Annotated in this window: 17 protein-coding genes; 16 read left to right on the plus strand and 1 reads right to left on the minus strand. The window is 66.1% G+C overall.

Annotation, left to right across the window (positions count from 1 at the left end; genetic code table 11):
* Positions 1 to 45 precede the first annotated feature (45 nt).
* From C1A30_RS10875 to C1A30_RS35605, 15 genes are all read left to right on the plus strand, one after another.
* Positions 46 to 684: a DUF2306 domain-containing protein gene (locus C1A30_RS10875; protein ID WP_101948352.1), complete on the plus strand. Its 639-nt coding sequence runs from the start codon at positions 46 to 48 to the stop codon at positions 682 to 684.
* Positions 685 to 713: 29 nt separating this feature from the next.
* On the plus strand, positions 714 to 3,065 hold the full coding sequence (locus tag C1A30_RS10880) for an arylsulfatase (RefSeq protein ID WP_101948354.1): 2,352 nt from the start codon (positions 714 to 716) through the stop codon (positions 3,063 to 3,065).
* The gene (locus C1A30_RS10885) at positions 3,065 to 3,754 is read left to right on the plus strand and encodes a hypothetical protein (RefSeq protein WP_101948356.1); all 690 of its coding nucleotides are present in this window, start codon (positions 3,065 to 3,067) and stop codon (positions 3,752 to 3,754) included. The genes C1A30_RS10880 and C1A30_RS10885 overlap by 1 nt, the downstream gene beginning before the upstream one ends.
* Before the next feature lie 5 nt (positions 3,755 to 3,759).
* The gene (locus C1A30_RS10890) at positions 3,760 to 4,635 is read left to right on the plus strand and encodes a formylglycine-generating enzyme family protein (protein ID WP_101950119.1); all 876 of its coding nucleotides are present in this window, start codon (positions 3,760 to 3,762) and stop codon (positions 4,633 to 4,635) included.
* Positions 4,636 to 4,903: 268 nt separating this feature from the next.
* Positions 4,904 to 5,272 carry a 50S ribosomal protein L14 gene (gene rplN, locus C1A30_RS10895; protein ID WP_015305035.1) on the plus strand — a complete coding sequence of 123 codons (369 nt, stop codon included), beginning with the start codon at positions 4,904 to 4,906 and terminating at the stop codon, positions 5,270 to 5,272.
* A complete protein-coding gene (gene rplX / locus C1A30_RS10900) occupies positions 5,273 to 5,590 on the plus strand; it encodes a 50S ribosomal protein L24 (protein ID WP_101948358.1) in 318 nt (105 codons plus the stop codon).
* Position 5,591: 1 nt separating this feature from the next.
* Positions 5,592 to 6,155 (plus strand): 50S ribosomal protein L5, encoded by a 564-nt coding sequence (gene rplE / locus C1A30_RS10905; protein ID WP_101948360.1) that lies wholly within the window; start codon positions 5,592 to 5,594, stop codon positions 6,153 to 6,155.
* 4 nt (positions 6,156 to 6,159) lie between these two features.
* Positions 6,160 to 6,345, plus strand: coding sequence for a type Z 30S ribosomal protein S14 (locus C1A30_RS10910; RefSeq protein ID WP_067804051.1), 186 nt, complete (start codon positions 6,160 to 6,162; stop codon positions 6,343 to 6,345).
* 91 nt (positions 6,346 to 6,436) lie between these two features.
* Positions 6,437 to 6,835 carry a 30S ribosomal protein S8 gene (rpsH, locus tag C1A30_RS10915; RefSeq protein WP_101948362.1) on the plus strand — a complete coding sequence of 133 codons (399 nt, stop codon included), beginning with the start codon at positions 6,437 to 6,439 and terminating at the stop codon, positions 6,833 to 6,835.
* 13 nt (positions 6,836 to 6,848) lie between these two features.
* The gene (rplF, locus tag C1A30_RS10920) at positions 6,849 to 7,388 is read left to right on the plus strand and encodes a 50S ribosomal protein L6 (RefSeq protein ID WP_067804044.1); all 540 of its coding nucleotides are present in this window, start codon (positions 6,849 to 6,851) and stop codon (positions 7,386 to 7,388) included.
* A 38-nt stretch (positions 7,389 to 7,426) separates the two neighbouring features.
* The gene (rplR, locus tag C1A30_RS10925; protein WP_197518703.1) at positions 7,427 to 7,795 is read left to right on the plus strand and encodes a 50S ribosomal protein L18; all 369 of its coding nucleotides are present in this window, start codon (positions 7,427 to 7,429) and stop codon (positions 7,793 to 7,795) included.
* A 25-nt stretch (positions 7,796 to 7,820) separates the two neighbouring features.
* Positions 7,821 to 8,486 (plus strand): 30S ribosomal protein S5, encoded by a 666-nt coding sequence (rpsE, locus tag C1A30_RS10930; RefSeq protein ID WP_197518689.1) that lies wholly within the window; start codon positions 7,821 to 7,823, stop codon positions 8,484 to 8,486.
* Positions 8,487 to 8,488: 2 nt separating this feature from the next.
* On the plus strand, positions 8,489 to 8,671 hold the full coding sequence (gene rpmD / locus C1A30_RS10935) for a 50S ribosomal protein L30 (RefSeq protein ID WP_101948365.1): 183 nt from the start codon (positions 8,489 to 8,491) through the stop codon (positions 8,669 to 8,671).
* Positions 8,668 to 9,108: a 50S ribosomal protein L15 gene (gene rplO, locus C1A30_RS10940; RefSeq protein ID WP_101948366.1), complete on the plus strand. Its 441-nt coding sequence runs from the start codon at positions 8,668 to 8,670 to the stop codon at positions 9,106 to 9,108. The genes rpmD and rplO overlap by 4 nt, the downstream gene beginning before the upstream one ends.
* Before the next feature lie 273 nt (positions 9,109 to 9,381).
* A complete protein-coding gene (locus C1A30_RS35605) occupies positions 9,382 to 9,564 on the plus strand; it encodes a hypothetical protein (protein WP_160112732.1) in 183 nt (60 codons plus the stop codon).
* Between the two features lies 1 nt (position 9,565).
* Here C1A30_RS35605 and C1A30_RS10950 read toward each other — a convergent pair whose 3' ends face one another.
* Positions 9,566 to 10,498: an LLM class flavin-dependent oxidoreductase gene (locus C1A30_RS10950; RefSeq protein ID WP_101948367.1), complete on the minus strand. Its 933-nt coding sequence runs from the start codon at positions 10,496 to 10,498 to the stop codon at positions 9,566 to 9,568.
* Between the two features lie 63 nt (positions 10,499 to 10,561).
* Here C1A30_RS10950 and sppA point away from each other — a divergent pair, with 63 nt between their 5' ends.
* Positions 10,562 to 12,358, plus strand: coding sequence for a signal peptide peptidase SppA (sppA, locus tag C1A30_RS10955; protein ID WP_101948368.1), 1,797 nt, complete (start codon positions 10,562 to 10,564; stop codon positions 12,356 to 12,358).
* The last annotated feature ends 53 nt before the right edge of the window (positions 12,359 to 12,411 follow it).

Below are 12,411 nucleotides of genomic sequence, written 5' to 3' on the forward strand. Positions count from 1 at the left end.
CGCACCCCAGCGTATACCTATGCGTATGCAGTACGCTTTGTGCGTATGACATACGCATCGCGTGCGCTGGCCGTCGTCGTCGTCGCCTTTCTGGCGTACTCACTGCCGCCGTATTTCACCGGCGGCACCCGGGTGCCCTCGACGTTTGCGTGGCATTACCCACTGCTGGTGGCGCATGTGCTGTTCGCCAGTGCCGCGATGGTGTGCGCGGTGGCGCAGATCTGGCCGGGACTGCGCGCCGCCAGACCTGTGCTGCACCGCCTGCTGGGCCGGTTGTACGTCTACACCGCGGTGCCTGCGGCGCTCTGCGCCATGGTGATCGGGGCGGCCACCCCGTTCGGTCCTTTCCTCGCCGTCAGCAATGTGGCGCTGGCATCGCTGTGGCTGTGGTTCACGATCAACGGCTACGTCGCTGCGCGGCAACGGCGGTTCGCGCAGCATCGCAGGGACATGGTGCGCAGCGCGACGTTGGCGCTGTCGATCATCACCAACCGGATCTGGACGCCCATTTTGGTCATCGCATGCCAACCGTTGCGGGACAGCGTGTTTGGAGGCAGCGAGGAACACTTCGTGTGGTTCGTGGCAGGTGCGGGTGCGTGGTTGGGATGGTCGATCCCATTCGTCGTCGTGCAGCGGTGGCTGAACCGGCAACCCGGACTGGCGCCGTCGTCAATTTCCGGCTAACCGATGCGCGGCGGGTGTAACCTCCGGTCGTGGCGAAGGAATTCAACGGCAAGATCGAACTCGACATTCGGGATTCCGAACCGGACTGGGGCCCGTACGCGGCGCCGACGGCGCCCAAGGATGCCCCCAATGTGTTGTACCTGGTGTGGGACGACACCGGCATCGCAACCTGGGACTGCTTCGGCGGTCTGGTCGAAATGCCCACGATGACCCGCATCGCCCGACGGGGTGTGCGGCTGTCGCAGTTCCACACGACGGCGCTGTGCTCGCCGACCAGGGCGTCGCTGCTGACCGGACGCAACCCGACCACCGTCGGCATGGCCACCATCGAGGAGTTCACCGACGGCTTCCCCGGATGCAACGGGCGCATTCCCGACGACACCGCACTGCTGTCGGAGGTGCTCGTCGAAAACGGATACAACACCTACTGCGTCGGCAAGTGGCATCTCACTCCGCTGGAGGAGTCCAATCTTGCCGCCACCAAACGACATTGGCCACTGGCCCGCGGATTCGAGCGGTTCTACGGCTTCATGGGTGGCGAGACCGATCAGTGGTATCCCGAACTGGTTTACGACAACCACCCCGTCGCACCGCCGGGAACGCCCGAAGACGGCTACCACCTGTCGAAGGACCTGGCCGACAAGACCATCGAATTCATCCGCGACAGCAAGGTGATCGCGCCCGACAAGCCGTGGTTCTCCTACGTGTGCCCCGGCGCCGGGCACGCCCCGCATCACGTCTTCAAGGAATGGGCCGACAAGTACGCCGGAAAGTTCGACATGGGTTACGAGCGCTACCGCGACGTCGTGCTCGAGAACCAGAAGAGGTTGGGCATCGTTCCGCCCGACACCGAACTGTCCCCGATCAATCCCTATCTGGATGTCAAGGGCCCCAACGGCGAATCGTGGCCGGCGCAGGACACCGTTCGGCCGTGGGATTCGCTCAGCGACGACGAGAAGCGATTGTTCGCGCGCATGGCCGAAGTGTTCGCCGGCTTCCTGTCCTACACCGACGCCCAGATCGGCCGCATCCTCGACTATCTCGAGGAATCAGGTCAACTGGACAACACCATCATCGTGGTCATCTCCGACAACGGCGCCAGCGGCGAGGGCGGTCCGAACGGCTCGGTGAACGAGGTCAAATTCTTCAACGGCTACATCGACACCGTCGAGGAGAGCCTGAAGCTGATGGACAACCTCGGCGGGCCGGAGACCTACAACCACTATCCGATCGGCTGGGCGATGGCGTTCAACACGCCGTACAAACTGTTCAAGCGGTACGCGTCCCATGAAGGCGGCATCGCCGACACGGCAATCATCTCCTGGCCCAAGGGAATAGCGGCGCACGGTGATGTTCGGGACAACTACATCAACGTCTGTGACATCACGCCGACGGTGTACGACCTGATCGGCATCACCCCGCCCGCCACCGTGCGCGGCATCCCGCAGAAGCCGCTCGACGGCATGAGTTTCAAACTGGCCCTTGATGATCCGTTGGCTCCCACCGGCAAGGAAACGCAGTTCTACACCATGCTGGGCACCCGAGGCATCTGGGACAAAGGCTGGTTCGCCAACACCGTCCACGCGGCATCGCCTGCCGGCTGGTCGAACTTCGACAAGGACCGCTGGGAGCTGTTCCACATCGAGGCGGACCGCAGCCAATGCCACGATCTGGCCGCCGAGAACCCGGAAAAGCTCGAAGAACTCAAGAAGCTGTGGTTCAGCGAGGCCGACAAGTACAACGGCCTGCCGTTGGCTGACTTGAACATATTGGAGACGATGTCGCGGTACCGGCCCTACCTGTCGGGCACCCGCGAGTCGTACACCTACTACCCGGGCACCGCCGACGTGGGCATGGGTGCCGCCGTCGAGATTGGCGGCCGGTCGTTTGCGATCATCGCCGAGGTGACCGTCGACACCACCGGTGCCGAGGGAGTGATCATCAAACACGGCGGTGCCCACGGGGGACACGTGTTGTTCCTTCAGGACGGGCGGCTGCACTACATCTACAACTTCCTCGGAGAGCAGGAGCAGGCGCTGTCGTCGGCCGACGCGGCGCCACTGGGCAGGCACACCTTTGGCGTTGCGTTCACCCGCACCGGCACGGTCGAGGGCAGTCACACGCCGCTCGGCGACGTCGGCCTCTACATCGACGACGCCGAGGTGGCGTCGCTGTCCGGGATGAAGATTCATCCCGGCACGTTCGGGCTGGCAGGCGCCAGCCTCAGCGTCGGAAAGAACACTGGGTCGCCGGTGTCACGGACCTACAAGGCGCCATTCCCGTTCACAGGTGGCAGCATCATTCAGGTGAACGTTGACGTCTCAGGCAAGCCGTACGTGGATTTGGAACGCGAGTTCGCGCGGGCTTTCGCGAAAGACTGATGAAGCGCCTCGCAGCGGTGACGCTCGCGGTGGTTTGCGTGGCGACGGCGTGCGCGCGGACCAGCGACGGCGTACCGGTCGCCGAACCGGGCGGCTTGGTCGCGGTGCAGCCTTCCGCGCCGCAAGCCACCAGCGGCGCTGCCCCGCCGACCGAATCCGGCTTCGGCGTCGTGCCCACCACGCGGGTACCGGTACCGGCCAGCAGTGTCGTGTGCTCGCAGGCGCTCAAGCCGAGCGTGCGGATGACCGCCGAAGTCGACGACCCGCAGGCGCCGAAGATCACGGTGGGCGTGCCTGACAAATGGTCGATGACCGCGGGCACCGGCGATGTCGGCGGCCAGTTGGACGGTCCCGGTGGCATGCAGGCGACCGTCACGATCGCGCCCACGCAGCTGGAGCCGGGTGAGGCCTTCAGGAAGTACGCCGACGACCTGATGGCCGAATCATCGGTCAGCTCGGTCAGCGTGCTTCCTGGCGATCTGTGCGGTTACAGCGGGCAGAAGTTGATGGGTGCGTGGTCGGAGACGACGCAGAACGCCGTCGTCTACGAAGACCGAATCGCCCACATCTGGACCAATGGCGGCAACAACTATCTGGTCTCCGTGCACGTGCAGGCGCCGCCGGGAACACCCGGCTTCGATTCGGCCGCGGCACTGCTGACCGAGGACTTCGAGATCCTCATCCCGTGACCGCAGTGCTCACCGAACTCGTCGCGCTGCCGGGCGGGTCATACCGGATGGGCTCGACCCAGTTCTATCCGGAAGAAGCTCCGGTGCACACCGCCACCGTCGGTGCGTTCGCCGTCGAACGCCATCCGGTGACCAACGCGCAATTCGCCGCGTTCGTCGCCGAGACCGGCTACGTCACCGTCGCCGAGCAGTCCCCGGACCCCGCGCTGTATCCCGGCGCGTCGGCGCAGGACCTGGTGCCGGGAGCGCTGGTGTTCAAGCCCACCAGCGGCCCGGTTGACCTGCGGGATTGGCGGCAGTGGTGGCACTGGGTGCCCGGCGCCGACTGGCGCCACCCGTGCGGACCGGACAGCACGATCGACGACCGACTCGACCATCCGGTGGTGCAGGTCGCCTATCCGGATGCCGCGGTGTACGCGAAGTGGGCAGGAAGGCGACTGCCCACCGAGGCCGAGTGGGAGTACGCCGCCAGGGGCGGCACCAGCACGACGTTCGCGTGGGGTGACGACGCCGCGCCCGACGGCCGGTTGATGGCCAACACCTGGCAGGGCCGGTTCCCGTTCCGTAACGACGGGGCGCTGGGCTGGGTCGGCACGTCACCGGTCGGCACGTTCCCGCCGAACGGGTTCGGGTTGGTCGACATGATCGGCAACGTCTGGGAGTGGACGACGACGCAGTTCTCGGCGCACCACCGGTTGGACGGCCCGGTCGAGTCCTGCTGCGCCCCGTCGACCGCCGACCCGTCGGTGACGCAGACGCTCAAGGGCGGATCGCATCTGTGCGCACCCGAGTACTGCCTGCGGTACCGGCCCGCGGCCAGGTCGCCGCAGTCACAGGACAGCGCGACGACGCACATCGGGTTCCGCTGCGTGGCGGGGTGAGCAGTGACCAGCGGCGACCAGCGGCGAATGTGGGCTTGTCGCACGTTCGAGCGGCAAAGCGCGTGCGGGTAACCCACGTTCGCGCGAGAAAAAAAGGGTGACCAGCGGCGATTTGGTTCCTCGCAGGTCGTCACCTAGAATCAAACGGTTGCCTTGGGCAGACCTCGGTTTTTCCAGAGAAGACCCTGCGTGCCCTTCGGAAACAGCAAGACCGCGCATGTCAGGTCGGAATCTGCCATGCACACATTAACCAGGTCGAGGAGATCGAGTGATTCAGCAGGAATCGCGGCTGAAGGTCGCCGACAACACGGGCGCCAAGGAGATCTTGTGCATCCGCGTGCTCGGCGGTTCGTCGCGGCGCTACGCCGGCATCGGCGACATCATCGTGGCCACCGTCAAGGACGCCATCCCGGGCGGCAACGTCAAGCGCGGTGAGGTGGTCAAGGCCGTCGTCGTGCGCACCGTCAAGGAACGCCGCCGCGCCGACGGCAGCTACATCAAGTTCGACGAGAACGCGGCCGTCATCATCAAGGCCGACAACGATCCGCGCGGCACCCGCATCTTCGGCCCGGTCGGCCGCGAACTGCGCGAGAAGCGCTTCATGAAGATCGTCTCGCTTGCCCCGGAGGTGTTGTAGATGAACGTCCACAAGGGCGACACGGTGCTCGTGATCTCCGGTAAGGACAAGGGCGCCAAGGGCAAGGTCCTGGTGGCCTACCCGGATCGCAACAAGGTGCTCGTCGAAGGCGTGAACCGGATCAAAAAGCACACCCCTGTTTCGCGCACCGAGCGCGGGGCGTCCTCGGGCGGCATCGTCACCCAGGAGGCGCCGATCCACGTCAGCAACGTGATGTTGCTCGACTCCGACGGCAAGCCCACCCGCGTCGGGTTCCGCCGCGACGACGAGACCGGCAAGAAGGTCCGCGTCGCCAAGACCAACGGCAAGGACATCTGACATGACTACCGCTGAAAAGACTCTGCCGCGCCTCAAGCAGCGCTACCGCGAAGAGATCCGCGAGGCGCTCCAGAAAGAGTTCGGCTACGCCAACGTCATGCAGATCCCCGGCGTTGTCAAGGTCGTCGTGAACATGGGTGTCGGCGACGCGGCCCGCGACGCCAAGCTGATCAACGGCGCGGTCAACGACCTGTCGCTGATCACCGGCCAGAAGCCGGAAATCCGCAAGGCGCGCAAGTCGATCGCGCAGTTCAAGCTGCGCGAGGGCATGCCGATCGGCGCACGAGTCACGCTGCGCGGCGATCGGATGTGGGAGTTCCTCGACCGGCTGATCTCGATCGCGCTGCCGCGTATCCGCGACTTCCGCGGGCTGTCGCCCAAGCAGTTCGACGGCACCGGTAACTACACCTTCGGGCTCACCGAGCAGTCGATGTTCCACGAAATCGACGTGGACTCCATCGACCGCCCGCGCGGCATGGACATCACCGTCGTCACCTCGGCGACGAACGACGACGAAGGACGAGCGCTGCTGCGGGCTCTCGGCTTCCCCTTCAAGGAGAACTGAACGAATGGCAAAGAAGGCTCTGGTCAACAAGGCCAACAAGAAGCCCAAGTTCAAGGTGCGCGCGTACACGCGGTGCAGCAAGTGCGGTCGCCCGCACGCGGTTTACCGCAAGTTCGGGCTGTGCCGCATCTGCCTGCGCGAGATGGCACACGCCGGCGAACTGCCCGGCGTGCAGAAGTCCAGCTGGTAACCAGCATTCAGATCAACTAACAACAGGTTGCGGTAGGCCCCCCAAAAATTGGGCACAGTGGAACCGCCGCGAGGAAGGTGAACCGGCTGTCATGACCATGACGGACCCGATCGCAGACTTCTTGACACGTCTGCGCAACGCCAATTCGGCGTACCACGACGAGGTGACCCTGCCGCACAGCAAGATCAAGGCCAACATCGCCGAGATCCTCAAGGCGGAGGGCTACATCACCGACTACCGCACCGAGGATGCCCGCGTCGGCAAGTCGCTTGTGGTGCAACTGAAGTACGGCCCGAGCCGTGAACGCAGCATCGCGGGCCTGCGCCGGGTGTCCAAGCCCGGTCTGCGTGTCTATGCGAAATCCACCAACCTGCCGCGGGTGCTGGGTGGCCTCGGCGTGGCGATCATCTCCACGTCTTCAGGTCTGCTCACCGACCGTCAGGCAGCACGACAGGGCGTGGGCGGCGAAGTCCTCGCGTACGTGTGGTGAGGGAGACGTAGATATGTCGCGTATTGGAAAGCAGCCGGTCCCGGTGCCATCCGGGGTCGATGTGACGATTGACGGTCAGAACGTGTCGGTCAAGGGACCGAAGGGCACGTTGGAATTGGCGGTCGCCGAGCCCATTTCGGTGTCGCGCGACGACGACGGTGCCATCGTGGTGAGCCGGCCCGACGACGAGCGGCGCAGCCGTTCGCTGCACGGGCTGTCGCGCACGCTGGTGGCCAACCTCGTCACAGGTGTGACCGAGGGCTACACCATCAAGATGGAGATCTTCGGCGTCGGCTACCGCGTCGTCGCCAAGGGCAACAACCTCGAGTTCGCGTTGGGCTACAGCCATCCGGTGCTGATCAACGCTCCCGAGGGCGTCACCTTCGCGGTGGAAACCCCGACGAAGTTCTCGATCTCAGGTATCGACAAGCAGAAGGTCGGCCAGATCGCGGCCAACATCCGCCGCCTGCGGAAGAGCGACCCCTACAAGGGCAAGGGCATCCGCTACGAGGGTGAGCAGATCCGCCGCAAGGTCGGAAAGACAGGTAAGTAGACATGGCTGCTAAGACTGAGGGCTCGACCCGTAAGCCGGTGGGCCAGAACGTTTCTGCGACCCGGCGGGTCGCACGGCTGCGTCGGCACGCCCGGCTCCGCAAGAAGATCGAAGGCACGGCCACCACGCCGCGCCTTGTGGTGAACCGTTCGTCGCGGCACATCCATGTGCAGCTGGTGGACGACCTCACCGGCACCACGGTGGCCGCCGCCTCGTCGATCGAGGCCGACGTGCGTGCCGTCGACGGTGACAAGAAGGCTCACAGTGTGCGGGTCGGTCAGCTCATCGCGGAGCGCGCCAAGGCCGCAGGCATCGAGCAGGTCGTGTTCGACCGCGGTGGTTACACCTACGGCGGTCGCATTGCGGCACTGGCCGACGCGGCGCGCGAAGGCGGGCTGAAGTTCTAATGACCAATAACGAGAGGACTGCATGATGGCCGAGCAGGCTGGCGCCGCTCCGGCGCAGGACAATCGCGGCGGTCGCGGTGACCGCGACGGCCGGGGGCGACGAGACGATCGCGGTGGCCGTGGCGGCCGCGACGGTGGTGAGAAGAGCAACTATCTCGAACGTGTCGTCGCGATCAATCGCGTCTCCAAGGTCGTCAAGGGCGGTCGGCGGTTCAGCTTCACCGCGCTGGTGATCGTCGGCGACGGCAACGGCATGGTCGGTGTCGGCTACGGCAAGGCCAAGGAAGTTCCGGCCGCTATCGCCAAGGGCGTCGAGGAGGCTCGCAAGGGCTTCTTCCGGGTGCCGCTGATCGGCGGGACCATCACGCACCCGGTCCAGGGTGAGGCCGCTGCGGGCGTGGTGATGCTGCGTCCGGCGAGCCCCGGTACCGGTGTGATCGCAGGCGGTGCGGCCCGTGCCGTGCTGGAATGCGCTGGCGTGCATGACATTTTGGCCAAGTCGCTGGGTAGCGACAACGCGATCAACGTGGTGCATGCCACGGTTGCCGCGCTGAAGCTGCTGCAGCGTCCGGAAGAGGTCGCGGCCCGTCGCGGGCTGTCGATCGAGGACGTGGCTCCGGCAGGCATGCTGCGGGCACGTCGCGAGGCGGATGCGCTCGCCGCGTCGGCCGCACGTGAAGGGTCGGCATAACCATGGCAGAGCTCAAGATCACGCAGGTGCGTAGCACCATCGGTGCGCGCTGGAAGGCCCGCGAGAGCCTGCGGACGCTGGGGCTGCGGAAGATCCGTCAGTCCGTCGTCCGCGAGGACAACGCGCAAACGCGCGGCCTGATCAAGGCCGTGCATCACCTCGTAGAGGTTGAGGAAGTCTCATGACTATCAAATTGCATGACCTGAAGCCGGCCCCCGGTTCGAAGACTGCCAAGACCCGCGTTGGTCGCGGTGAAGGCTCGAAGGGCAAGACCGCCGGCCGCGGTACCAAGGGCACCAAGGCCCGCAAGAACGTCCCCGCGACGTTCGAGGGTGGTCAGATGCCGATCCACATGCGGCTGCCGAAGCTCAAGGGCTTCCGCAACCGGTTCCGCACTGAGTACGAGGTCGTCAACGTCGGCGACATCAACAAGCTGTTCCCCAAGGGCGGCGACGTCGGTGTCGACGAGTTGGTGGCTGCAGGCGCGGTGCGTAAGAACGCGCTGGTGAAGGTGCTCGGCGACGGCAAGCTGACCGTCAAGGTCAACGTCACCGCGCACAAGTTCAGCGGCAGCGCTCGTGAGAAGATCACCACCGCGGGTGGATCCGCGACCGAGCTGTAGACAACGCATTGGGCCCCGCACGCTAAACGGCGGGGGGGGGCCCTTTTGCGTTCCTGGCCCCAGTTGAAGCAGCCGACGCCGGGTCCGCCGCCGCCGCCCCCCCCCGGCCCGCCGTGACCGCAGACACCGGCGGCAGTGCATCCACCGCCACCGAGCGGGCCGCCGCTGCCGCAGGTGCCGTCGGCGGTGCACCCGCTGCCGCCGCCCGCGTCTCCGCTACCGCAGATCCCGTTGTAACAGCCGTCGCCGCCCGGGCTTTCAGGCGCGAACTGGATGATCGACGTGCTTGTCAGAGCCGCGATGGACTCCGCGGCGGCCACGGGCGCCGCAGCGATCGCGGTCGCGGCTGCACCCGCCATGACCAGCGGGGCGAGGAATTTCAGTTTCGCCATCATGCCTCCGGTTTACCACCAAGATCACAAACTTAAAACAGCTAATTTTCAGCAAAAGCTGTGAATCAGCTGAGCTGCGGGATCACCTCCGCAGCAAGCCGTTCCATCTGCTCACGGTCTTCAACGACGTCCCTGCCGACAGGGTTCAACAAGATCATCTCAGCTCCGGCGTCGATGACCTCACGCAGCCCACGGACCACGTCGTCGACGGTGCCCGCCACCGGGACGTCGCCAAGGCGGGAGGCGAGGGGGTCGCCGTAGATGCGGTGCAGACCGGCGAGCACCCGCTCCCTGGCACGGGCCGCGTCGTCGTCGACGGTCAGGTAGACACGCTTGGCGATCCTGAATCTTGTTGCGTCCTTGCCTTGTTCGTCGAGTTCGCGGCGCACCACCTGCACTGCTTCGGCGAAACTCTCGGTGGTCGACGAACCGGCACCCATGAACGCGTCACCAAGCCGTACCCCGCGGGCCAAGGCTTTGGGGGCGCCCCCGCCGAACCAGAGCGGCGGGTGCGGCCGCTGCACCGGCTTCGGCTCGATCAGCAGACCGTCGACATCGCGGAAGCGGCCGTGGAACGTCACGGTCGGATCGTCGGACCACGCGGCCTTCATCAACGCGAGGCCTTCGGTGAAGTAGCTCACGAACGTGTCCTTCTCGACGCCGAACGCCGAAAACGGCCTGGAGTTGCCGCCGTGGCCGACGCCGACATCGAGCCGACCGTGGCTGAGCTGGTCCGTGGCGGCGATGGCCGTCGCGAGTTGCAGCGGGTCGTGCAGCGACGTGATGAGCACGGCGACGCCCAACCGTAACCGGGTGGTGTGCGCGGCGGCCCACGACAGCAGCTGCAGAGGTGCGAGAGACGGTGCGGGCCCGACGATTTGCTCCAGCGTCCAGCCGCCTTCGAACCCCAGTTCTTCGGCCCGCTTCAGGAAGTCGCGGGTGCCGTCGGCGTCGAAACCGTCCGCTGCCCGCTGAGGAATGGAAATCGAGAATTTCACACGTACACGGTAGGCGGGTGCGGGACTTGGTGTGCGGTGGCGGGGCGTCGGTACGCTCGGAAGATGTTTGCTTTCCTGTCTGGTGTTCCCGGCGTCGACGACCTGCGCAACCTGGCCAAGCGGGTGGACACCGCACGGCACCACGGCGTGCCGGACGGGTGCGTGCTCGAACTGGATTTGCAGGCGATGCCGCAGGAGACCGGCGGCTTCGATCCGTTCGCGATGATCGCCAGCGGCGGCAAACCGTTGGTGTTGCGCGAAACCGTCGCCGCCATTCACCGCGCCGCCGAGGATCCGCGGGTGGCCGGCCTGATCGCCCGGGTGCAGATACCCGCCGCCGCGCCAGGTCCGGTACAGGAACTGCGGGACGCCATCGTGGCGTTCAGCGACGTGAAACCGTCGCTGGCGTGGGCCGAGACCTATCCGGGCACGCTGTCGTACTACCTGGCGTCGGCCTTCCGCGAGGTGTGGATGCAGCCGTCGGGCACGGTGGGCCTGGTCGGCTTCGCCACCAATGCGATGTTCCTGCGTGACGCGCTCGACAAGGCAGGTATCGAGGCGCAGTTCATCGCGCGCGGCGAATACAAGTCGGCGGCAAACCTTTTCACACAGGACCGCTACACCGACGCGCACCGAGAAGCGGACAGCAGGCTGATCGAAAGCCTGCACGGCCAGGTGTTGCAGGCGGTCGCCGCCGCACGGCATCTCGAGGCCCCCGAGGTCGACACCCTCGCCGACAAGGCGCCGCTGCTGCGCGACGACGCCGTCACCGGACGCCTGGTCGACCGCATCGGCTTCCGCGACGAGGCGTACGCGCGCATCGCCGAACTCGTTGGTGCGCCCGGGATTTCACCCGAAACGGGGGATGCCGATTCCGACGACGCGCCGCCACGGCTGTACTTGTCCCGGTACGCCAGGGCCACCGCGTCGCGGCCCATGCCGCCCACCCCGCCGATTCCCGGACGTAAGGCGAAGCCGAAGATCGCCGTCGTGACGCTGCACGGTCCGATCGTCAGCGGGCGCGGCGGCCCGCAGGTGTTGCCGTTCGGCAGTTCGAGCGCGGGCGGCGACACCATCGCCGCGGCGTTGCGTGAGGCCGCCGCCGATGACGACGTCTCGGCGATCGTGTTGCGGGTGGACAGTCCGGGCGGTTCGGTGACCGGCTCGGAAACCGTTTGGCGCGAGGTGAATCGGATCCGTGACAACGGTAAGCCGATAGTGGCGTCGATGGGCGCGGTCGCGGCATCGGGCGGCTACTACGTGTCGATGTCGGCCGACACGATCGTCGCCAACGCAGGCACCATCACGGGTTCGATCGGTGTGGTGACCGGCAAGCTGGTGGCCCGAGAACTGAAGGACCGCCTCGGTGTCGGCTCCGACTCGGTGCGCACCAACGCCAACGCCGACGCGTGGTCGATCAACCATCCGTTCACCGACGATCAGCATGCACACGTCGAGGCCGAGGCCGACCTGTTCTACACCGATTTCGTCGAGCGGGTGGCCAAGGGGCGCAAGATGACGGTCGAGGCCGTCGACGCGATCGCCCGCGGCCGGGTCTGGACGGGCGCCGATGCGTTGGAGCGCGGGCTGGTCGACGAACTCGGCGGACTGCGCACCGCGGTCACGCGGGCCAAGGTGCTCGCCGGCCTGGAACCGGACACCGACGTGCGCGTCGTGAGCTATCCGGGGTCGTCGCTGATGGACATGTTGCGGCCGAAGGCGTCGTCTGCGCCTGCCGCAGCTTCGCTGCCGGACGCGCTCGCAGCGTTGGTGGGCCGCTCGGTGGCCGGTGCGGTCAGCCAGGTCGAGCGGTCGTTGACCGGCGTCAGTGCGCTGTGGCTGGGCGAATACCGCTTCTAACCGACGGCGAACGGCCAGTTATGCCACGCATTTTTCGCTCAGGTTCAAGGGGT

The organism is Mycobacterium sp. 3519A (assembly GCF_900240945.1).
Taxonomy (GTDB): domain Bacteria; phylum Actinomycetota; class Actinomycetes; order Mycobacteriales; family Mycobacteriaceae; genus Mycobacterium.